Below are 21246 nucleotides of genomic sequence, written 5' to 3' on the forward strand. Positions count from 1 at the left end.
GGTCCGCCGCCGTCCCGGCGCGAAGGCCGGTGCACCAGCTCCCCCGCGCGACGTCGCGCTGACCGGGACGGTCGTCCGGTCCCTGCGGCAGGATGGGGCGCATGATCCGCCGCGCGGCGATCGCCGCCCCCAACGCGCACGCCACCCGCGCCGCCGAGCACGCGCTGTCGGAGGGCGGCACGGCCGTCGACGCCGCCATCGCCGCGATGGTCAGCGCCACCATCACCGAGCCGGGCATCGTCGCCCCGCTGGGCGGGTGCTACCTCAACGTCTGGCCGGTCGACGGCGACCCCGTCGTCATCGACGGCAACGTCGAGATGCCCGGGCGGGGCCAGCCGGCGGAGCGGTTCGGGGCGGGGCTCATCGAGGCGGTCTCGGACTACGGCGGGGGCATGACCACCTTCGTCGGGCCCGGGTCAGTCGCCACCCCCGGCATGCTGGCCGGGATGGGGCTGGCGCACGAGCGCTTCGGGACCGCGCCGTGGGCCAGCCTGCTGCAGCCGGCCGCCGAGGTGGCCCGCTCCGGCTTCGCCCTGAGCCGTACCGCCCAGTCCTACCTCGTCCTCGTCACCGACACCATCCTCGCCTGGGACCCGGCCACGCGGGCGCTGCTGACCGACGACGGCGCCGCGCCGCAGGTCGGCCACCCGGTCGCGAGCCCCGCCCTGGCCGACACGCTGGAGCAGATCGGGGCCGAGGGCTGGCAGTCGGTCTACACCGGCGACATCGCCCGCCGGATCGACGCGGACATGCGCGAGCGCGGCGGGCTGCTGTCCGCGACCGACCTGGCGGCCTACCGGGCGGTGGAGCGGCCCGCGCTCCGCAGCCGCCTGGGGGCCTGGGACCTGGCCTGCAACCCACCGCCGTCCATCGGTGGGCCCGTGCTGACGGCGATGCTGCGCCTGCTGCACGCGGTGCGCGAGGAGATCACCCCGGCCCGTGCGGCCCAGGTCATGAAGGAGGTCCTCGACATCCGCCTGGACCGGATCGACACGGCCGAGGACCTCGCCGCAGCGGGCGCCGAGCTGCTGGGGACCCTGCACACCATCGGTGCCACGGGGCTGCCGACCTCGCCCTCGACCGCGCACGTGTCGGTCGTGGACGCGCAGGGTATGGCGTGCGCGCTCACCGCCTCCGCCGGGTACGGGTCGGGGATGACCGTCGCCGGGACCGGGATGATCGCCAACAACGCGCTCGGGGAGCTCGAGCTCAACCGCCTCGGCCTGCACGCGCTCGAGCCGGGCACGCGGCTGGCCTCCAACATGGCGCCCACGACCGCGCGGCTGGCGGACGGCAGCGTGCTGGCCATCGGCACCCCCGGGGCCGACCGGATCACCACCGCGCTCACCCAGGTCATCATCCACGTCGCCCGGCACGGCGAGAGCCTGCAGACGGCGATCGACCGCCCGCGGATGCACCCGCGCCGGCTCGACGACGGCACCGACCGGATCGAGCACGAGCGGGACGAGTCCATCGCGGCCGACCTCGACGCCGTCGGGATGCCGCGGCACGAGCACCCTCCTCAGGCGATGTACTTCGGAGGCGTCGGCGGGGCCTTCCTGCGTCCCGACGGCACGCTCGAGGCGGCCGCGGACCCCCGCCGGGCGGCGGCCACGCTGGTGACCTGAGCACAGGTGTGCCGGGGCGGTCCGGGACGCGCGCGGAGCCGCTCGTGCCTACGGTGGAGGCCATGAGCCATCACCAGCACGACGGCGGCGACGCCGAGCCCGGCACCGAGGTGCAGCAGGCCAAGCAGGAGGCCGCCGAGAACGTGGTCGAGCGCGTCGAGTCCTGGCAGGACGGCGCCGAGGAGCAGACGGTCCGCGAGGAGCTCGCGGAGGGTATGCAGCGCGCCGGTGTCGAGGTCGACGACGCCCAGCTCGACGAGACGGCCGAGCAGATCCACAGCCACGGCAGCGCGGACACCACGCCCGACCCGCGCTGAACCAGGGGCGGCGTGACACCATGCCGCCATGGTCAACCTCACCCGGATCTACACCCGCACCGGCGACGACGGCACCACCGCCCTCGGCGACCTCGGTCGCACCTCCAAGAACGACCCCCGGCTGGTCGCCTACGCCGACACCGACGAGGCCAACTCGCTCATCGGGGTGGCCATCGCGGCCGGCAACCTGCCCAGCCGCATGGAGGCGACGCTGACGCGGATCCAGAACGACCTCTTCGACGTCGGTGCCGACCTGGCGATGCCGCTGCGGGCGAGCTACGACTGGGAGCCGCTGCGGGTGCAGGCGGAGTGGGTCGACGAGCTCGAGGCCGACTGCGACTCCTACAACAGCCAGCTCGAGCCGCTGCGCTCCTTCATCCTGCCGGGCGGGACGCCGGGCTCGGCGCACCTGCACGTGGCCCGGACGGTGGCCCGCCGCGCGGAGCGGGCGGCGTGGGCCGCGCTCGAGGCGCACGGCGACGAGCCGGCCGGCGAGGGCGACCCGAAGGGCGTCGGCGGGGTGAACCCGCTGGCCCCGAAGTACCTCAACCGGCTCTCGGACCTGCTCTTCATCCTGGCCCGCGTGGCCAACCTCGCCGGCGACGGCGACGTGCTGTGGAAGCCCGGTGGCGGCCGCGTCGAGGTGCCGCAGAAGCGTCGCCGCAAGGCCGCCCCGAGCGTCGACCCGGGTGACGACCCGGTGTCGGACGACGCCTGACCGACCGCACCCCACGCCCACCGACGACGCGGTGTGCTCACCCCCACGCCCACCGACGACGCGGTGTGCTCACCCCCAGCCCCACCGACGACGCGGTGTGCTCACCGCGCCCCGGTGTAGATGCCGGTGAGGCGGAACCGCATACCCGGCTCCTCGAGCTCTTCGAGCGCGTGGGCCGTCCAGCCGGCGGTGCGGGCGACCGCGAAGATCGCCGTCCCGGCGTCGCGCGGCAGACCGTCGACGAGGGCCCAGAGCGCAAGGGGGAGGTCCACCGTCATCGGCCAGCCACGTCGGGCGAGCAGCTCCTCGCGCAGCAGCTCGACGGCGTCGGTGACCTCGGTCGTGCAGCGGGGGGAGATCCGCCGGTAGAGCTCCTCGGCACGGGGGTCGGAGCGCTCGTAGACCAGGTGGCCGAAGCCCACCGGCGGCCGGTCTGCGGCCAGCGCCTGCCCCAGGGCGGCCCGAGGGTCCTCGAGCGCGGTGCGCAGCCATCCGTACGCGGCAGCGGGCGCGGTCACGTGCAGGGGGCTGTCGGCGGTGGCCAGGGCGGCCAGGAGCGCGGAGCAGAGGTCGGCACCTCCGGAGACGGCCACCCGCAGGGCGGTCGTCGAGACGGCCATGTCGTGGTCGGCCAGCAGGACGAGCGCGGCGTCGACGTCGGTGACCCGGCCGGTGCCGAGCGCAGCGGCCAGCCGGGCGGCGACCGGTGCGGTGCGCGGCAGGTCCGACGCCGGCGACGACCCGCCGAGACCCTCCAGCGCAGCGACGAGGTGGCCCAGGGCCCGGGACCCCGCCGTCACCGTCGCGGCCGGGCTGCGGTCGTGACGACCCGGGTCGGTCGTGCCGGCGACGAGGACCGCATGCTTGAACCGGTCGAGGACCGAGGTGTGCGGAGGCAGCGCCGCGAGCAGGCGGCGCAGCGCCCCCAGGTCCTCCCCCTCGGGCGGGCGCGGCTGCTCCTCGCTCCCCCACAGCAGGGCGCAGACGTCCTCGAAGGCGGCGGTGCGCGAGAGCTCGACGGCGTCCTTCCCCCGGTAGGCCAGCCGGTCGCCGTGGATGCGGGTGATCTGGGTCCTGACCTCCACCGGCCGAGCGCCCGAGCGCCGTGCCGGCCGGGCCAGCCCCTCGCGCAGAGCCTGCACCGCTGTCGCGTCGAAGAGACTTCCTCCCGGGCCGCCGCGCCGCGTCGGCGTGAGCAGGCCACGGCTGACGTAGGCGTAGACCGTCTCGACCTTCACCCCCAGGTATGCCGCCACCTGGGCGGTCGTGAGGGTGGCGCCGGGACGGCTCACCGCAGCGCTTCGTATGATCTGAACATTGACTGGATCAACGTTGACACAGGATCAATGTTAACGGCACGCTCGGGACATGGACACGATGATCGCCCCGGCCGGCCTCAAGGGCGTCGTGGTCGCCGACACCACGACCGGAGACGTGCGCGGCCAGGAGGGCTTCTACCACTTCCGGCAGTACTCCGCGGTCGACCTCGCCCGCACCCGCGCCTTCGAGGACGTCTGCCACCTGATGCTCGAGGGCGAGCTGCCCACGCCCCGGCAGGCCGCGTCCTTCCGCGCCCGGCTGGCCGAGGCGGCGGCTCTGCCGGACGGACTGACGGACCTGCTGCCCGCCGTCGCCCGTTCCGGCGCCGACCGGGCCTCGCTGGCCCGGTTGCGCACCGCCGTCTCCCACCTGGGGGCGCTGGAGCAGTTCACCCCGACCTGGGGCACCGACCGCGACCGGGTGAAGGCCGACGTGGTCCGCCTCGTCGGGGTCGTCCCCACGATCCAGGCCGCCCTGTTCCGGCTGCGGCGGGGCGACGAGCCGCTCGCCCCACGGCCAGAGCTGGGGGCCGCAGGCAGCTGGCTGTGGATGCTGACCGGTGCGGAGCCGGCGCCCGAGCACCGCGACGCGGTCGCGGCATACCTGACCAGCACGATCGACCACGGCTTCAGCGCCTCGACGTTCACCGCGCGGGTGGTCACCTCCTCGGGCAGCGACGTCGCCTCGGCGGTCTGCGGGGCGATCGGCACCTTCGCCGGGCCGCTGCACGGCGGCGCCCCGGACCGGGCCCTCGACGCGCTCGACGAGATCGGCACGCCCGACCGGGCCCGGGCGTGGGTGCGTGAGCGGGTCGCGGCCGGCGAGCGCATCATGGGTTTCGGCCACGCCGTCTACCGGACCATGGACCCTCGGGCGGCGATGCTGCGCGAGATCGCGCTTGAGCTGGGTGGCCCGCTCGTCGAGCTGGCGGTGCGGGTCGAGTCCGAGGTCGTCGCGGCGCTCGCCGAGCTGAAGCCGGGCCGCGAGCTGCACACCAACGTCGAGTACTACGCCGGGGTGGTGATGGAGCAGTGCGGCATCCCCCGGGAGATGTTCACGCCCACCTTCGCCACGGCGCGGGTGGTCGGCTGGGGCGCCCACGTCCTCGAGCAGACGACGAGCCCGCGCATCTTCCGGCCGGCCGCCCGCTACACCGGGCCCGAGGCCCCGGCCCCGCTGCCCTGACGATCGGGCTCAGGCGACGTTGGAGCTCATCCACCCCGGGGGGACGGCCTCGACCCAGGCCCGCAGCGCGGTGTAGTGCTCCTCGTCCAGCGCCAGGTCGAAGGAGGAGGTGCCGTAGACGACCGGCACCTCGATCAGGCCTGCCCGCCCGATCTCGCGGGCGGTCTCGCCGTTGACGGTGCCGGCCACCCCCAGGTCGAGGTTGCCGCGCATCCACGGCCCACCGGAAAGACCGCCCGGCCCACGCAGGGCCAGACGGTCTTCGGTGAAGCGCAGGGTGCCTCGGCGCCAGGCGCCCTGGGAGGCAGAGCTGCGGTAGGCCACCGGCATAGGCGGGCAGATCAGGCCCTGGTCGCCGAAGATCCGGAACATGACCAGGCCCAGCCCCAGGAGCACCAGCGCGCCGACGGCGGCCAGGAGCACCAGGACGAGGCTCTCCGACATGAGCGGTCAGGCGGTGGGGGTGCTGGTGAGGCTGGCGGCGTCGACGTTGTCGGCGACGATGACCACGCGGTCGTGGTCCACGGACAGGAAGCCGCTGTCGATGGTGACCGTCTCGTCGCCGCCACCGGTCGCGATGCGGACGTCGCCGGTGACGAGGACACCCAGCAGCGGCGTGTGTCCGGGCAGGATACCGAGCTCACCGTCGATGCTCCGGGCGCTGACCATGGAGGCCTCGCCCTCCCAGACCTTGCGGTCCGCGGCGACCAGCTCGACCTTCAGTGCACTCACGTCGGTGTTGTCCTCTCGGGTGTTCGGCCAGACGGTCGGTCCAGTCTAGCGGTCGGCCGGTGCGCCTCCGAACGGGTCCACGGGGTGCCTACGCGAGGCCCAGGTGGGCGGCCTCCTCCCACAGCTCGGCACGCACCCGCGGGTGGGCCGCCTCCTCGATCAGGGCCCGGGCCTGGTCCTTCTCGCTGTGCCCGAACAGCGGCGCGACGCCCTGTTCGGTGACGATCGACGAGGCCTGGAAGGAGGTCACCGGCTCGTCGACCATCGGCACGATCGTGGAGACGTCCGCCTTCGGGTGCCAGGAGCGCAACGCCATGATCGCCTGGCCGCCCTGGGAGTGCAGCGCGCCGACGATGAAGTCGGTCTGCCCGCCGAACCCGCTGTGGATCCGGGCGTCGATGCGCGAGGCGTTGGCCTGGCCGAACAGGTCGACCTCCAGGGCGGTGTTGATGGAGGTCATCGAGCGCTGCCGCGCGATGAGACCGGGGTCGTTGGTGCGCTCGGTGCGCAGCATGTGCACGCGCCGGTTGCCGTCGAGCCACGTGTAGAGCTCGCTGGTGCCGAAGAGGAAGGAGGTCGTCAAGGGGTGTTCTGCGTCCAGGGCCCCCGCGGCGTCCAGGGCCAGCACGCCGTCGGAGAACATCTCCGTCCACAGCCGCAGCCCGCGATGGCCGGTGAGCGCGCCCAGCACCGCGTCGGGGACCGCCCCGATGCCCATCTGGAGCGTCGCACCGTCCGGCACCATGCCGGCGACGCGCTCGCCGATCGCCAGCGCGTCCTCGCCCAGCGGCATACCCTGAGGCGGCGTGGGCAGGGCGCTGCTGGCCTCGAGGGCGAGGTCGATGTGGTCGACCGGCACGAGCGCGTCGCCGTAGGTGTAGGGCATCTGGTCATTGACCTGCGCGACCACCAGCCCCCCGCGCTCACGGCACGCCTCGATCGCCGCCGGCAGCACGTTGACCTCGATCCCCAGCGACACGACGCCGTCGCGCGGGGGCGAGCAGTGCACGAACACGGCGTCGACCGGCAGGGACCGCCGGAAGAGGACCGGCACCAGCGAGAGCCGCGAGGGGACGTAGCGCAGCCCGGGGTGGCGCCGCTGACCCGCCCCCACGAAGCTGGTCTCGACGACGACCCCGTCGCGCTCGGGCAGCCCCGGGGGCCCGTTGAGGGTGTTGAGGACGTAGCGCTCGACGTGCTCGTCCAGGACGCGCACCAGCTCCCAGGGGATGCTGTGGTTGCCGGAGGCGACGACGCGCGGGGTGTCGGGGAGGGCGCGCAGGGCCGCGGCCAGGGCGGAGGTGTCGACGGTGATCACGGGCCCATTGTGCTACGACGCGGCGTCGGACCCAGGGCCGGGCCGGTTCACGCGACGTCCCCGGTCGGGGGTGGGGCGTACACACGGCGTCGTCGGTCGGGGGTGGGGCGTGCGCACGGCGTCGTCGGTCGGGTATGGCGAAGGGCCGGTGAGTCGTGCGACTCACCGGCCCTTCGCCATACCTCAAGGGGTCAGGCGCTCAGCTGTTCTTCTCCAGCTCGGCGGCCTGGCGCTCGACGTCCTCGAGGCCACCGCACATGAAGAAGGCCTGCTCGGGGACGTGGTCGTACTCGCCGTCGGCCACCTTGGTGAAGGCCTCGATCGTCTCGGACAGCGGGACCGTCGAACCCTCGATGCCGGTGAACTGCTTGGCGACGTAGGTGTTCTGCGACAGGAACCGCTGGATGCGACGCGCGCGGCCGACGAGGATCTTGTCCTCCTCGGAGAGCTCGTCGATGCCGAGGATGGCGATGATGTCCTGCAGCTCCTTGTACCGCTGCAGGATCGACTTGACCCGGACCGCCGTGTCGTAGTGCTCGCGGGTGATGTAGCGCGGGTCGAGGATCCGGCTGGTCGAGGCCAGCGGGTCCACGGCCGGGTAGATACCCATCGAGGCGATCGGGCGGGAGAGCTCGGTCGTCGCGTCCAGGTGGGCGAAGGTGGTCGCCGGGGCCGGGTCGGTGTAGTCGTCGGCCGGCACGTAGATCGCCTGCATCGAGGTGATCGAGTGACCACGCGTGGAGGTGATGCGCTCCTGCAGGGTGCCCATCTCGTCGGCCAGGTTGGGCTGGTAGCCCACGGCCGACGGCATGCGGCCCAGCAGCGTGGAGACCTCCGAGCCCGCCTGGGTGAAGCGGAAGATGTTGTCGATGAAGAGCAGCACGTCCTGCTTCTGCACGTCGCGGAAGTACTCCGCCATCGTCAGCGCCGACAGCGCCACGCGCAGACGGGTGCCCGGCGGCTCGTCCATCTGGCCGAAGACCAGGGCGGTCTGGCCGAGGACCCCGGCCTCCTCCATCTCGACGATGAGGTCGTTGCCCTCACGGGTGCGCTCGCCGACACCGGCGAACACCGACACACCACCGTGGTCGCGGGCGACACGGGCGATCATCTCCTGGATGAGCACCGTCTTGCCCACGCCGGCGCCGCCGAACAGGCCGATCTTGCCACCCAGGACGTAGGGGGTGAGCAGGTCGATGACCTTGATGCCGGTCTCGAACATCTGGGTCTTGGACTCCAGCTGGTCGAAGGCGGGCGCCTGGCGGTGGATGCCCCAGCGCTCGGTGACCTCCAGGGTCTCGCCCTCGGGCAGGTCCAGCACGTCGCCGGTGGCGTTGAAGACGTGACCGAGGGTCACGTCGCCCACCGGGACCATGATCGGGCCGCCGGTGTCCTGCACCGCCGCGCCGCGGACCAGGCCGTCGGTCGGCTGCAGGGAGATGGCGCGCACCATGTTGTCGCCGATGTCCTGGGCGACCTCGAGGTTGATCGTGCTCGTGCGGTCACCCATGGTGACCTCGGTCTTGAGCAGGTTGTAGAGCGCGGGCATCTGGCCGGGGGGGAACTCGACGTCGACGACCGGGCCGATGATCCGGGCCAGGCGGCCGACGCCGCCCTGCGTCTGCTCCTGCACAGGAGCGTCAGTGGTAGCAGTCATGACTCAGTGCTTCCTTCTCACTTGGCGTCGGCGAGGGCGCTCGCGCCGCCCACGATTTCGCTGATCTCTTGGGTGATCTCGGCCTGGCGGGCCTGGTTGGCCAACCGGGTGTAGGTCTTGATGAGCTCCTCGGCGTTGTCCGTCGCCGACTTCATCGCCCGCTGGCGGGCGGCGAGCTCGGAGGCGGACGCCTGCAGCAGCGCGTTCCAGATGCGGGACGTGACGTACTTGGGCAGCAGCGCGTCCAGCACCTGCGCCCCGTCGGGCTCGAACTCGTAGAGCGGGTAGATGTCCTCGTCGGCCACCGGCGCCTCGTCCTCGACGACCTCCAGCGGCAGCAGGCGCACGACCTGCACCTCCTGGGTCACCATGTTGACGAACCGGGTGGAGACGATGTGCAGCTCGTCGACCCCGCCGTTCTCGGAGCCGGCGATGAAGTCGGCCGTCAGCCGCTGGGCGATCTCCCGCGCCACCTCGAACGTCGGTGCGTCGGAGAACCCCGACCAGGACTGCTCGAAGCTGCGCCCGCGGAAGCGGTAGTAGCCCTCGGCCTTGCGGCCGGTGAGGTAGGGCACCATCTCCTTGCCCTCGTCCTCCTCCAGCAGCTCGCGCAGCTGCTCGCTGCGCTTCATGACCGAGCCGGAGTAGGCCCCGGCCAGGCCACGGTCGCTGCTGATGATCAGGACACCGGCACGCCGGACCGTCTCACGCTCGGTCGTCAGCGGGTGGTCCACGTCGGCGAAGCTGGCGACGGCCGACACCGCGCGGGTGATCGCGTTGGCGTACGGCGTCGTCTGGGCCACGCGCTGGCGGGCCTTGACCACGCGCGAGGCGGCGATGAGCTCCATCGCGCGCGTGATCTTCTTCGTCGACTGGACGGACCGGCTGCGCTGGCGGTACTCCCGCTGCTGCGCTCCCATATCTCGCCTCTCTTGCTCTGCTCGAGTCGTTGGTGTGGTCGGGGCTGACCCTCGGGTATGCCGTCGTGCTGGGCACCGGTGGCTGCCCGGCCGGGTGGGTGCTGCGCGGGGTGCGCGCCCGCACCCACCCGGCTCACGGCATACCTGCCGGCTGCGTCAGCGGCGACGGACCTTGATCTGCTCCTGGTCGACGTCCTCGCCCTCGAGGGCGTCGACGTTGTCGAAGTCCTCGTCGGAGCCGACACGCACCTCCTGGCTGGCGTCGGGGTTGAACTCCTGCTTGAAGGCCCGCATCGCCTCGACCAGGGCGGCCTCGGTGTCGTCGCCGAGCTTGCCGCTCTCCCGGATGCCGTCGAGCATCGCCTTGTGCTCGCGGCGCAGGTAGTCGACCCACTCGGCCTCGAACCGGCGCACGTCGGAGACGGGCACGTCGTCGATGTGGCCGTTGGTGCCGGCCCAGATGACGCCGACCTGCTCCTCGACCGGGACCGGGGAGGACTGCGGCTGCTTGAGGATCTCGACCATGCGGGCACCGCGCTCCAGCTGCGCCTTGGACGCGGCGTCGAGGTCGGAGGCGAACATCGCGAACGCCTCCATCTCGCGGAACTGCGCCAGGTCGACCTTGAGACGGCCGGAGACCGACTTCATCGCCTTGATCTGCGCGGCGCCACCGACGCGGGAGACGGAGACACCCACGTCGATCGCGGGGCGGACGTTGGAGTTGAACAGGTCCGACTGCAGGTAGATCTGGCCGTCGGTGATGGAGATGACGTTGGTCGGGATGTAGGCCGACACGTCACCGGCCTTGGTCTCGATGATCGGCAGACCGGTCATCGAGCCCGCGCCCATCTCGTCGGAGAGCTTCGCGCAGCGCTCGAGGAGCCGGGAGTGCAGGTAGAAGACGTCGCCCGGGTAGGCCTCACGGCCCGGCGGACGGCGCAGCAGCAGCGACACGGAGCGGTAGGCCTCGGCCTGCTTGGACAGGTCGTCGAAGACGATCAGGACGTGCTTGCCCTGGTACATCCAGTGCTGGCCGATGGCCGAGCCGGTGTAGGGAGCCAGGTACTTGAAGCCCGCCGCGTCCGAGGCGGGAGCCGCCACGATCGTGGTGTACTCCAGCGCGCCGGCCTCCTCCAGCGTGCCGCGCACGCCGGCGATGGTGGAGCCCTTCTGGCCGATCGCCACGTAGATGCAGCGGACCTGCTTGTCCGGGTCACCGGACTCCCAGTTGGCCTTCTGGTTCAGGATGGTGTCGACCGCGACCGTGGTCTTGCCGGTCTGACGGTCACCGATGATCAGCTGGCGCTGGCCGCGGCCGATCGGGATCATCGCGTCGATCGCCTTGATGCCGGTCTGCAGCGGCTCGTGGACCGACTTGCGGGCCATGACGCCGGGAGCCTGCAGCTCCAGCGCGCGGCGACCCTCGGTCTCGATCTCGCCGAGACCGTCGATGGGCTCGCCCAGCGGGTTCACGACCCGGCCCAGGTAGCCGTCGCCGACGGCCACGGACAGGACCTCACCGGTGCGGCGCACCGGCTGGCCCTCCTCCAGGCCGGAGAAGTCACCCAGGACGATGACACCGACCTCGTGCACGTCGAGGTTCAGCGCCAGGCCGAGCGTGCCGTCCTCGAACTGCAGGAGCTCGTTGGTCATGACCGAGGGCAGGCCCTCGACGTGGGCGATGCCGTCACCGGCGTCGACCACGCGCCCGACCTCCTCGCGGGAGGCGGCGCTCGGCTCGTAGGACTGGACGAACTGGTCCAGTGCGTCGCGGATCTCTTCCGGACGGATCGAAAGCTCCGTCATGTCTTTTCTCCTCGTCGTCGGTCCGTGCTCGTCATCGGCGGACCAGTGGTTTTCGGGGTGGGTGTGCGGGTCTGCAGGTCGGGGGTCAGCTGGTCATGCGGCGGTGGGCCTCGGCCAGCCGGTGGCTGACCGTGCCGTCGATGACCTCGTCACCGATCTCCACCCTGATGCCACCGACGACGTCCTCGTCGATGACCACGTTGGTGTGGACCTGGCGGCCGTACTGCGTGCTCAGCGAGCGCACGAGGCGGTCGTGCTGCTCCTGGGTCAGCGGGACGGCGCTGATGACCGTCGCCGTGACCTGGTCCTGACGGCTGGCCGCCTGCTCCAGGTAGGCGGCGAGGGCGTGGTCGAACCGCCGGCCCCGGGTGCTGGCGACGGCCTGCTTGGCCAGGCGCACCGACTCCGGAGCGGCCTTGACCGACAGCAGCCGGTCGACCAGCGTCGTCTTGGCGCGCACGTCGGCCCGTCGGTCGCTGAGCGCGGCCTGCAGGTCCGGGGTGCCCTCGACGATGCGTCCGAAGCGGAACAGCTCGTCCTCGACCTGGGTCAGCCGGTTGTTGCGCTGGGCGTGGGCCAGGATCGCCTCGACGCTGAGCCGCTCGAGCGCGGAGACGAGGTCCCCGGTCTCGGGCCAGCGCTGGGAGACGACCGCCCCGACGACGCGCAGCGCCTCGTCGTGGATCTTGCCGTCGAGGAGGCGCTGGGCCAGGGCGGCCTTGTCCTCCCCCTCGCGCGACGGGTCGCCCAGGTTGCGCCGGAGCACCGGGTTGACGTCCACGGCGTTGGCGACGGCCCAGAGCTCGTCGGCCAGCCGCGAGCCGTCACCGGCCTGCAGCACCTGCTCGAGCGCCGTCTCGGCCTCGTGGTAGGCCCTGCGGTAGGCGCTGTTGTCCATCAGCGGCCCTGCTCGCTGCTGGCGCCCAGCTTCTCCGGGCGGATCGAGCCGGACTCGAGGTCGGCCAGGAAGCGGTCGACGATCCCGCGCTGGCGGGTCTCCTCCTCCAGCGACTCCCCGACGATCTTGCTCGCCAGGGCGGTCGAGATCTCGCCCACCTCGCCGCGCAGCTGGACCATGGCCTGCTGACGCTCGGCCTCGATCTGCTTGTGCGCGGTCTCGGTGATCCGGGTGGCCTCGGCCTGCGCCTGCTCCCGCATCTCCGCGACGATCTGGGCGCCCTGCTCCTTGGCGTTCTCGCGGATGCGAGCAGCCTCGGCACGGGCCTCGCCCAGCTGGTCCTCGTACTGCTTCTTCGCGGCAGCCGCCTCGGCCTGGGCCTTCTCGGCAGCCTGCATCCCGCCCTCGATCGCGGCCGTGCGCTCGGCGTAGACCTTCTCGAGGCTGGGCACGATCTTCTTGGCGACGAACCAGTAGAAGAGGCCGAAGACGATCAGGCCGAAGATGAGCTCCGGCATGTAGGGAAGGATCGGGACGGCAGCCTCCCCGGCGCCCATGGGCTCGGCCTCCTCGGCTGCCATCAGGACGCCCGACGCGATCGTGGTGTAGTCCACGCGCGACTCCTCACGTGTACGTGTCCCTCAGGCGCTCCGGTCGCACCGGTGCACCGCTTGCAGGACGGGTCTGGATGGGCGGAAGGGGGCGTCGTCAGACGAAGAACGCGATGAAGAAGAGGACCAGGCCGAAGATGGCGAGGGCCTCAGCCAGCGCGAAGCCGAGGATGGCGATCGGCTGCAGCTTGCCCTGCGCCTCGGGCTGGCGGGCGACGCCGTTGATGTAGGCCGCGAAGATCAGACCCACGGCGATGGCCGGGCCGATGGCGGACACGCCGTAGCCGAGAAGGGTGATGTCACCAGTCACGTCAAATCTCTTTCTGTGTGATGTCCCGACGGGGCGGCGCCCCGTCGAAGGCTTCGAAACTATTCAGTTGTCGGGTCGGGAGGCTGACGAGTCTTAGTGCTCGTCGGCCAGGGCGCCGCCGATGTAGGAGGCGGCGAGCAGGGCGAAGACGTAGGCCTGCAGGAACTGCACCAGGCCCTCGAAGGCGGTCAGCGCCACACCGAGGATCCAGGCGGGGATTGCCACGGCCATCAGCGCCGGGTCGAAGGTCTTGAACAGGTACCAGCCGCCGATGATGAAGACGACCAGCAGCATGTGGCCGGCGAACATGTTGCCGAAGAGTCGCAGGGCCAGCGTGAGCGGCCGCGTGATGAAGAAGGTGATGAGCTCCAGCAGCAGGATGAACGGCTTGATCCACCCCGGCAGGCCGCCGGGCAGCAGCGAGCCGAGGTAGGGGCCGACGCCGCCCTTCTTGCGGATGCCCACCCAGTGGTAGACGACGTAGACGATCAGCGTCAGCGCGATCGGGAAGCCCACGCGGGCCATCGTCGGGTTCTGGAACGGCGGGATGATGCCGAACAGGTTGTTGAGCAGGATGAAGGAGAAGAGCGCGAAGATGAACGGCACGAAGGGCATGAAGTCCTTGCTGCCGATCATGTCGCGGGCGATGCCGTTGCGGGCGAAGTTGTAGACCTGCTCGGTCACCCACTGGCTCTTGGAGGGCACGACCGCCGCACGGCGGGTGGTCATCCACAGCCAGGCCATGAGGATGACGGTCGCGACCGAGAGCAGCAGCATCGGCCGGGTGAAGTAGTACTCCGTCCCGGGGATGGCGAAGAGGGGCTGCCAGAAGTCTCCCGGCGTGGGCGGGAAGTGGCTCTCGCCCTCCTCGGCCATCGGCACCATCAGCCCAGCGGCCGCAGTGGTCACGCTCACGCGTACTCCTTCTCACAGGTTTCGACGGGTGTCGGGGCGAGCTCCCCAGCGGGGAAGGACGCCACGGGCTCGGGACGGCGCACGGACGTCACGCCCTACCGTACCTGAGCCAGATCACGTACAAGGACAGCACCATCCCGACCACGACGCCCACCGGCAGCAGCAGCCGCAGGTCCAGCGCCCAGTCGGCCAGCCAGCCGAGGGCGCCGAAGGTCAGGGGGCCGGCGATGAGGTAGGCGATGACCGCGTTGCCGAGGTCGGTCTGCTTCGCCATGCCCGGCACGTGCGCCTCGCTGCCGCCGTGCGGGGAGGGGATGGAGGTATGGGGTGCGCGTGCGGGCTCGTCCGCCTGCGGCGACGGCGGGACCTGGCTCATCGTCCCTCCCCCGGCATCGCGACGTCGAGGGCCGAGCGCGAGCGGAGGTAGCCCACGACCAGACCGGCCTGGAAGACCAGGCCCACGAGGATGAAGGCGATCGCCAGCGGGACGACCTCGAGCCAGTCGGTCTGGCCGAGCGACCAGATCACGGCGGCCAGGGCCGCCATCTGGAGCACGAAGACGCCGAAGGCGCCGGCCATGGTGGCGGTCGTCGGGCCGGCCAGCACGCCGCGGATGCCGACGACCCCCAGCACGAACACGGTCAGGGAGATCACGGCGCCCAGGAGCGCCGAGACGGCGGCCCACGGTCCGGCGGCGGCCCAGGTCAGCAGGGGCACCAGCACCACCAGGGGCGCGGTCGGCACCAGACCGCCCAGCAGCATCGAGCGCAGCGGCGTCCGCCGGGGGCGCGTCGGTGCGGTGGAGGTCATGAGGAGGGGCTCCTGAGGTGGTCGGACGGCGCTTGTGAAAGTTATCACAAGCCCTGTGCGTCGGACGAAACCGCAGGTGGGGGCACCTTCCCTCCGGCGCTCGGTCCCGTGCCGTTCCAGGGGCGACGGGTGAGCACGGTCGCCACGACGACGAGCAGAAGGATGCCCAGCGCGGAGACCCACGGCGGCAGGTAGGCGAACGAGACGGCACCGACGGCGATCAGCCCGGCCCACAGGTAGAGCAGGACGACCGCGCGGCGATGGCTGTGGCCGATGTCGAGCATCCGGTGGTGCAGGTGGCCCCGGTCGGGCTTCCACGGCAGCTGCCCGGCGCGGGTGCGACGCAGGACGGCCAGCAGCATGTCGACGAAGGGCAGGCCCATGATCGCCAGCGGCATCGCGATCGGCAGCAGGATCGCCGCCGCGGCCGAGGCGCTGGCCAGCGAGGAGCTCGGGTCCACCGACCCCGTCATCGAGATCGTCGCGGCAGCCAGGAGCAGGCCGAGCAGCAGCGCGCCCGCGTCGCCCATGAACAGCCGCGCGGGGTGGAAGTTGTGCGGCAGGAAGCCGGCGCAGACCCCGATCAGCGCGGCGCTGATGAAGGTCGCCATCGAGAAGACGTTGGGCGGGTCGAAGTTGGTGCTCACCAGGTAGGACCAGCCGAAGAACGCGGCCGCGGCGATGAGCACGACGCCGGCGGCCAGCCCGTCCAGCCCGTCGATGAAGTTGACGGCGTTGGTGGAGATGACGACCACGAGGATCGTCAGGGTCACCATGACCGGCTCGGGCAGCACGGTGACGCCCCCGATGGGCAGCGAGAGCAGCTGCACCCCGAAGAAGGCCATGACGCCGCCGGCGATGACCTGCCCGGCCAGCTTGGTCATCCAGTCCAGCTCGCGCACGTCGTCGAGGGCGCCGAGGACGGTGATGATCGTGGCGGCCAGCAGCACCCCCCACAGCTGCGGCGAGGAGTCGAAGAGCTGGCCCAGGTAGGGCAGCTGCTCCCCCAGGGCGACCGCAGCGGCGAAGCCGACGAGCATCGCCACGCCGCCGAGCCGCGGGATCGGGACGGTGTGCACGTCGCGGTCGCGCACGGCGGTCAGGGCACCGGTGGCCAGGGCGAGGCGGCGCACCAGCGGGGTCGCGAGGTAGGTCACGACCGCCGCTGTCAGCAGCACCATGAGGAACTCGCGCACTGGAAGGCTCCTGCCCGACGCGCCCGACCCGGGCGTGCACCCCGTACCGCGCGGGTATGGGGTGCACGCGGGGCTCAGACGGTGGCCGGCTCCGGGTAGGCCGGGTGGGCGGCCATGAGCTCGGTGACCCGCTCGCGGATCTCCCGGGCGACCGGGTGGTCGGGGGTGCCGTCGGTCTCGGTGACGGCGCGGTGGATGAGGTCGGCCACGACGCGCATCTGCTCGGTCCCCATGCCCTGGGTGGTGACCGAGGGGCTGCCGACCCGGATGCCGGAGGCCACGTTGGGCTTCTCGGGGTCGAAGGGGATCGCGTTCTTGTTGAGCACGATGCCGGCGGCGTCGCAGCGCAGCTCGGCGTCGGCGCCGGTGACGCCCACGCCGCGCAGGTCGTGCAGCGACAGGTGGGTGTCGGTGCCGCCGGTGATCGGTCGGATGCCCTTCTCGCCCAGCGACTCGGCCAGGACGCGTGCGTTGTCGACGACCTGCTGGGCGTAGGCCTGGTAGGCCGGGGTCATGCACTCGGCGAAGTTGACCGCCTTGCCGGCGATGCCGTGCATGAGGGGGCCGCCCTGCATCATCGGGAAGACCGCGCGGTCGATCTTCTTGGCGTGCTCCTCCTTGCAGACGATCGCGCCGCCGCGGGGGCCGCGCAGCACCTTGTGCGTGGTGAAGGAGACGACGTCGGCGTGCGGCACCGGGGAGGGGATGACCTTGCCGGCGACCAGCCCGATGAAGTGCGCCGCGTCGACCCAGAAGATCGCGCCGACCTCGTCGGCGATGGCGCGGAAGCGCTCGAAGTCGATGAGGCGCGGGATGGCGGAGCCGCCGGCCAGGATGATCTTCGGGCGGTGCTCCCGGGCGAGCTTGGCGACCTGGTCGTAGTCGATGTCCTCGGTCTCGGGGTGCACGCCGTAGTGGACGGCGTTGAACCACTTGCCGGAGAAGCTCACCTTGAAGCCGTGGGTGAGGTGACCGCCGTGGTCGAGCGACATCGCCAGGATGGTGTCGCCCGGGGAGGCGAAGGCGCCGTAGACGGCCTGGTTGGCGCTGGCGCCGGAGTGGGCCTGGACGTTGGCGTGGTCGGCACCGAAGAGGGTCTTGGCCCGCTCGATCGCGAGCTTCTCGACCTTGTCCACCTCGGCGCAGCCGCCGTAGTAGCGCGCGTCGGGATAGCCCTCGGCGTACTTGTTGGACAACGTGGAGCCGACCGCGGCCAGCACGGCCGGGCTGGTCTGGTTCTCGCTCGCGATGAGCTGCAGGCCGCTGCGCTGGCGGTCGAGCTCGGAGACGAGCAGGCCGGCGATCTCCGGGTCCTGCTCGACGAGCGCCGCGAAGCTCGGGCCGTAGTAGGTGTCAGGGTTCACCGGCGTGGTCATGATGGTCACTCTAGGGGGTCGGTCTCGTCCGGGCCTCAGGGCGTGAGCGTGCGCAGGGCGGTGCCCGGCACGGTCACGCCGCTGGGCACGACGCTGCCCACGAGCCGGGCCTGGTCCGCACCGTCCTCCTCCGCGTCGACGAGGCCCCCGGACGCCTCGGGCCCGGTGGCCGAGCCCCTGGGGTCAGCAGCCGCGTCCCGCGCGGCGGGGCTGTCGTGCAGCATCGTGGTGCCGAGGACCTCGCGCAGCCGGTCGGCCGAGAGCGCGCCGAGACGCAGCACGACGGGCTCCTGCCCGGTGCAGTCCACGATCGTGGAGGGCAGCCCGCCGGTGCGCGGACCGTCCTCGAGGTAGACCGAGACGGCCCCGCCGAGCTGGTCGAGCGCCTCCTGACCCGTCGTCGCCGCCGGCTGCCCGGTGACGTTGGCGCTGGTCACGGCCATCGGCCCGACCTCTGAGAGCAGGGCCAGGGCGACCTCGTCGTCGGGCATGCGCAGGGCGACCGTGCCGTTGGTCTCCCCCAGGTCCCAGTGCAGCGAGGGCTGGGCACGCACCACCACGGTGAGCGGCCCGGGCCAGAACTGGCGCATGAGGATCTTGGCGTACATCGGCACGTCCACCGCGAGCCCGTCGACCGTGCGCGGGTTGGGCACCAGCACGGGCGGGGGCATGTCGCGGCCGCGGTGCTTGGCGGCGAGCACCATCGCGACCGCGACCACGTCGAAGGCGTCCGCACCCACGCCGTAGACCGTGTCCGTGGGCAGCACGACGACCCTGCCCTCCCGCACGGCGGTCGCGGCCCGCTCCAGCGCCGCGGGGCGGGCCTGCGGGTCGGTGCAGTCCAGCAGCCGGTCCTGCAGCGACGGCGCGGAGCCATCGGACATGGGTGGTCCTCCTCGTGTGTCAGGTGCCGGCCGGACCGCCGACCGACCGGGGAACAGTCTGGCACCTCACCGCACCGGGGACACGGCGTGTTTGAAGTTGCGCCTGGGGCCGCGGTTCGCAAGAGTGCTGCCATGCCGTAGGCGCAGATCGCGTCTTCGTCTACAGAAGGAGTGTGGAATCTATGCGCGGAAGCGGACTGATCTGGACGATCGTGGGCATCCTGCTCATCATCGCCCTGCTGATCTTCATCTTCTGAGGTCGATCGAACCTCCTGACACAGCACCGCCCCGGCCGCCGCACGGCGCCGGGGCGGTGTTCGTGCGTGCTCAGCTGCGGACGGCCCGCGTCACGCGGGGCTTGCCCGCCAGGTCGCGGTGGTCGGCCACCTCGCGCCACACGCCCTGGGCCCGCAGCGCCCGCGGCAGCTCCTCCCCCTGCACGTCGGCGTGCTCCATGAGCAGCACGCCGCCCGGGCGCAGCAGCAGCCCGGCACGCTCCGCCACCTCCAGCGGCACCCGCAACCCGTCCTCGCCGCCGCCGTAGAGCGCCAGCTGCGGGTCGTGCTCGCGCACCTCGACGTCGACCGGCACGGCGTCCGCCGGGATGTAGGGCGGGTTGCTCGTGACCACGTCCACCCGACCGGCCAGGTCGCCGAACGCCTCCTGGGCCCTCCCCTGCCGCAGGTCGACGGCGAGGCCCGTCGCCTCGACGTTGGCGACGGCATACCGGTGCGCCTCGACAGAGAGCTCCACGGCGCCCACGACGGCGTCGGGGCGGGCGTGCGCGAGGGCCAGGGCGATGGCCCCGCTGCCGGTGCACAGGTCGACCACGGTCGGCCGGTCCAGGCCGTCGAGGGCCTGCAGCGCCAGGTCGACCAGCACCTCCGTCTCGGGGCGGGGCACGAAGACACCTGGCCCCACCACGAGCTCGAGGCCGGCGAAGTGCGCCGACCCCGTCAGGTGCTGCAGCGGCACGCGGGAGCGACGCCGCTCGACCAGCTGCAGGTATGCCGTGCGCGTCGCCTCGGGCAGGTCCTCGCCCAGGATCCGCGCCCGCCGCACGTCGGCGAGGTCGCGCCCGGTCACGTGGGCCAGCAGCAGCTCGGCGTCCACGGCGGGGCTGGGCACCCCCGCCTCGGCGAGCGCCGTCGTCGCGGTGCGCAGCAGCCGGTCGAGCCTCACGCGTCGTCGAGCCCGGCGAGGCGGGCCGCCTCGTCGGCGTCGACGGCCGACTGCAGGACCGGGTCCAGGTCGCCGTCGAGCACCTGGTCGAGGTTGTAGGCCTTGAACCCGGTGCGGTGGTCGGCGATGCGGTTCTCGGGGAAGTTGTAGGTGCGGATCCGCTCGCTGCGGTCGACCGTGCGGACCTGGCTGCGGCGCTGCTCGCTGGCGGCGGCCTCCGCCTCCTCCACGGCGATCTGGTGCAGCCGCGCGCGCAGGACGCGCAGGGCCGACTCCTTGTTCTGCAGCTGGGACTTCTCGTTCTGGCAGGAGACGACCAGACCGGTCGGCAGGTGGGTGATCCGCACGGCCGAGTCCGTGGTGTTCACCGACTGGCCGCCGGGGCCGGAGGAGCGGAAGACGTCGATCTTCAGGTCGTTGGCGTCCAGCTCGACCTCGGCGGGGTCGTCGATGTCCGGCATCACGAGCACGCCCGCCGCCGAGGTGTGGATGCGCCCCTGGCTCTCGGTGACGGGGACCCGCTGCACGCGGTGGACGCCACCCTCGTACTTCAGGCGGGCCCACGGCGCCTCACCGGGTGCCGGGGTGCCGGTCGCCTGGATCGACACCCGGGCGTCCTTGTAGCCGCCCAGGTCCGAGGGGGTGCCGTCGAGGACCTCGGTACGCCACCCGCGGCGCTCGGCGTAGCGCAGGTACATGCGCAGCAGGTCGCCGGCGAACAGCGCGGACTCCTCACCGCCCTCGCCCGCCTTGACCTCGAGGATCACGTCGCGGTCGTCGTCGGGGTCGCGGGGCACCAGCTGGCGTCGCAACACCTCCGCGGCCTCCTTCTCGGCGACCTGCAGCCCCGGCACCTCCTCGGCGAAGGACACGTCGTCGGCGGACAGCTCGCGGGCGGTGGCGAGGTCGTCGGCGGCGCGCTCCCAGGCCCGGTATGCCGCCACGGTGGGCGAGAGCGCGGCATACCTCTTGTTGAGCCGGCGCAGCGCGGTCGGGTCTGCGTGGACGGCCGGGTCGGCGAGCTGCTGCTCGATCTCCGCGTGCTCGGTCAGGAGCGGGAGGGCGGAGCCGAAGGGCGAGCTGGACACGCCATACCTCTTTTCACTGGTGGGCCGGGAGGCGCGGTGCCGCTGGGAACGGCGAACGCCGGCCCCGTGACGTGGTGTCACGGGACCGGCGTGGGAAGCCCTACTTGCCGGCCTTCTTGCCGTAGCGCTCCTGGAAGCGGGCCACGCGGCCACCGGTGTCCAGGATCTTCTGCTTGCCCGTGTAGAACGGGTGGCAGTTGGAGCACACGTCGGCGCTGATCTTGCCCGACGTCGAGGTGCTGCGGGTGGTGAACGAGGCACCGCAGGTGCACGTCACCTGGGTCTCGACGTACTCGGGGTGGATGTCCTTCTTCATGTCTCTCCTAGGGTGGTGGTTCCTCCGGGTCGGCTGCGCTGGGTGCGCGCCGTGAACCG

General features: G+C 72.0%; 24 protein-coding genes. 5 read left to right on the forward strand and 19 right to left on the reverse strand.

Annotation, left to right across the window (positions count from 1 at the left end; all coding sequences use genetic code 11):
* The first annotated feature begins 101 nt into the window (after positions 1–101).
* From K330_RS0116120 to K330_RS0116130, 3 genes are all read left to right on the forward strand, one after another.
* Entirely contained in the window at positions 102–1628 is a 1527-nt protein-coding gene (locus K330_RS0116120) for a gamma-glutamyltransferase (RefSeq protein WP_022922848.1), read from the forward strand.
* A 62-nt stretch (positions 1629–1690) separates the two neighbouring features.
* Positions 1691–1945 (forward strand): hypothetical protein, encoded by a 255-nt coding sequence (locus tag K330_RS21895; protein ID WP_022922849.1) that lies wholly within the window; start codon positions 1691–1693, stop codon positions 1943–1945.
* A gap of 28 nt (positions 1946–1973) precedes the next feature.
* Positions 1974–2663 (forward strand): cob(I)yrinic acid a,c-diamide adenosyltransferase, encoded by a 690-nt coding sequence (locus K330_RS0116130; RefSeq protein WP_022922850.1) that lies wholly within the window; start codon positions 1974–1976, stop codon positions 2661–2663.
* 101 nt (positions 2664–2764) lie between these two features.
* Here the strand turns inward: K330_RS0116130 and K330_RS0116135 are convergent, their stop codons facing one another.
* The gene (locus tag K330_RS0116135; RefSeq protein ID WP_022922851.1) at positions 2765–3955 is read right to left on the reverse strand and encodes a citrate synthase; all 1191 of its coding nucleotides are present in this window, start codon (positions 3953–3955) and stop codon (positions 2765–2767) included.
* A 76-nt stretch (positions 3956–4031) separates the two neighbouring features.
* On the opposite strand from K330_RS0116135, the gene K330_RS0116140 reads away from it, so the two are divergent.
* Positions 4032–5168 (forward strand): citrate/2-methylcitrate synthase, encoded by a 1137-nt coding sequence (locus tag K330_RS0116140; RefSeq protein ID WP_022922852.1) that lies wholly within the window; start codon positions 4032–4034, stop codon positions 5166–5168.
* 9 nt (positions 5169–5177) lie between these two features.
* Here K330_RS0116140 and K330_RS0116145 read toward each other — a convergent pair whose 3' ends face one another.
* From K330_RS0116145 to K330_RS0116165, 5 genes are all read right to left on the reverse strand, one after another.
* Complete coding sequence (locus K330_RS0116145; RefSeq protein ID WP_022922853.1) at positions 5178–5612, reverse strand: DUF2550 family protein; 435 nt, start codon at positions 5610–5612, stop codon at positions 5178–5180.
* A gap of 6 nt (positions 5613–5618) precedes the next feature.
* Positions 5619–5900: a F0F1 ATP synthase subunit epsilon gene (locus tag K330_RS0116150; RefSeq protein ID WP_022922854.1), complete on the reverse strand. Its 282-nt coding sequence runs from the start codon at positions 5898–5900 to the stop codon at positions 5619–5621.
* Positions 5901–5988: 88 nt separating this feature from the next.
* Positions 5989–7218, reverse strand: a complete 1230-nt coding sequence (locus tag K330_RS0116155) for an acetyl-CoA hydrolase/transferase family protein (RefSeq protein ID WP_022922855.1) — start codon at positions 7216–7218, stop codon at positions 5989–5991.
* A 199-nt stretch (positions 7219–7417) separates the two neighbouring features.
* Positions 7418–8875, reverse strand: coding sequence for a F0F1 ATP synthase subunit beta (gene atpD, locus K330_RS0116160; RefSeq protein WP_022922856.1), 1458 nt, complete (start codon positions 8873–8875; stop codon positions 7418–7420).
* Between the two features lie 17 nt (positions 8876–8892).
* Positions 8893–9795, reverse strand: a complete 903-nt coding sequence (locus K330_RS0116165) for a F0F1 ATP synthase subunit gamma (RefSeq protein WP_022922857.1) — start codon at positions 9793–9795, stop codon at positions 8893–8895.
* Between the two features lie 32 nt (positions 9796–9827).
* On the opposite strand from K330_RS0116165, the gene K330_RS23770 reads away from it, so the two are divergent.
* Entirely contained in the window at positions 9828–9971 is a 144-nt protein-coding gene (locus K330_RS23770; RefSeq protein ID WP_156875850.1) for a hypothetical protein, read from the forward strand.
* Here K330_RS23770 and atpA read toward each other — a convergent pair.
* The 13 genes from atpA to rpmE all read right to left on the reverse strand — a co-directional run bounded on the left by atpA (position 9952) and on the right by rpmE (position 21187).
* Positions 9952–11601: a F0F1 ATP synthase subunit alpha gene (gene atpA, locus K330_RS0116170; RefSeq protein ID WP_022922858.1), complete on the reverse strand. Its 1650-nt coding sequence runs from the start codon at positions 11599–11601 to the stop codon at positions 9952–9954. The two genes, K330_RS23770 and atpA, sit on opposite strands and share 20 nt — an antisense overlap.
* 85 nt (positions 11602–11686) lie before the next feature.
* Positions 11687–12499 (reverse strand): F0F1 ATP synthase subunit delta, encoded by an 813-nt coding sequence (locus K330_RS0116175; RefSeq protein WP_022922859.1) that lies wholly within the window; start codon positions 12497–12499, stop codon positions 11687–11689.
* Positions 12499–13080 (reverse strand): F0F1 ATP synthase subunit B, encoded by a 582-nt coding sequence (locus tag K330_RS0116180; RefSeq protein WP_051145661.1) that lies wholly within the window; start codon positions 13078–13080, stop codon positions 12499–12501. Before K330_RS0116180 ends, K330_RS0116175 begins: the two co-directional genes overlap by 1 nt.
* Positions 13081–13207: 127 nt before the next feature.
* Positions 13208–13420 (reverse strand): ATP synthase F0 subunit C, encoded by a 213-nt coding sequence (locus tag K330_RS0116185; RefSeq protein WP_022922861.1) that lies wholly within the window; start codon positions 13418–13420, stop codon positions 13208–13210.
* A gap of 93 nt (positions 13421–13513) precedes the next feature.
* On the reverse strand, positions 13514–14335 hold the full coding sequence (gene atpB / locus K330_RS0116190) for a F0F1 ATP synthase subunit A (protein WP_040658294.1): 822 nt from the start codon (positions 14333–14335) through the stop codon (positions 13514–13516).
* An 88-nt stretch (positions 14336–14423) separates the two neighbouring features.
* The gene (locus tag K330_RS23775; RefSeq protein ID WP_022922863.1) at positions 14424–14711 is read right to left on the reverse strand and encodes a hypothetical protein; all 288 of its coding nucleotides are present in this window, start codon (positions 14709–14711) and stop codon (positions 14424–14426) included.
* The gene (locus K330_RS0116200) at positions 14708–15145 is read right to left on the reverse strand and encodes a hypothetical protein (RefSeq protein ID WP_022922864.1); all 438 of its coding nucleotides are present in this window, start codon (positions 15143–15145) and stop codon (positions 14708–14710) included. Before K330_RS0116200 ends, K330_RS23775 begins: the two co-directional genes overlap by 4 nt.
* Positions 15146–15189: 44 nt before the next feature.
* Positions 15190–16341 carry a glycosyltransferase family 4 protein gene (locus tag K330_RS21900; protein WP_022922865.1) on the reverse strand — a complete coding sequence of 384 codons (1152 nt, stop codon included), beginning with the start codon at positions 16339–16341 and terminating at the stop codon, positions 15190–15192.
* A 74-nt stretch (positions 16342–16415) separates the two neighbouring features.
* A complete protein-coding gene (locus K330_RS0116210) occupies positions 16416–17717 on the reverse strand; it encodes a serine hydroxymethyltransferase (RefSeq protein ID WP_029202776.1) in 1302 nt (433 codons plus the stop codon).
* 35 nt (positions 17718–17752) lie between these two features.
* On the reverse strand, positions 17753–18601 hold the full coding sequence (locus K330_RS21905; protein WP_022922867.1) for an L-threonylcarbamoyladenylate synthase: 849 nt from the start codon (positions 18599–18601) through the stop codon (positions 17753–17755).
* 327 nt (positions 18602–18928) lie between these two features.
* On the reverse strand, positions 18929–19783 hold the full coding sequence (prmC, locus tag K330_RS0116225; RefSeq protein WP_022922869.1) for a peptide chain release factor N(5)-glutamine methyltransferase: 855 nt from the start codon (positions 19781–19783) through the stop codon (positions 18929–18931).
* Positions 19780–20871 (reverse strand): peptide chain release factor 1, encoded by a 1092-nt coding sequence (gene prfA / locus K330_RS0116230; RefSeq protein WP_022922870.1) that lies wholly within the window; start codon positions 20869–20871, stop codon positions 19780–19782. Before prfA ends, prmC begins: the two co-directional genes overlap by 4 nt.
* Positions 20872–20971: 100 nt before the next feature.
* Positions 20972–21187 (reverse strand): 50S ribosomal protein L31, encoded by a 216-nt coding sequence (rpmE, locus tag K330_RS0116235; RefSeq protein WP_022922871.1) that lies wholly within the window; start codon positions 21185–21187, stop codon positions 20972–20974.
* Between the last annotated feature and the right edge of the window lie 59 nt (positions 21188–21246).

This window comes from Ornithinimicrobium pekingense DSM 21552 (assembly GCF_000421185.1).
Classification (GTDB): Bacteria; Actinomycetota; Actinomycetes; order Actinomycetales; family Dermatophilaceae; genus Ornithinicoccus; species Ornithinicoccus pekingensis.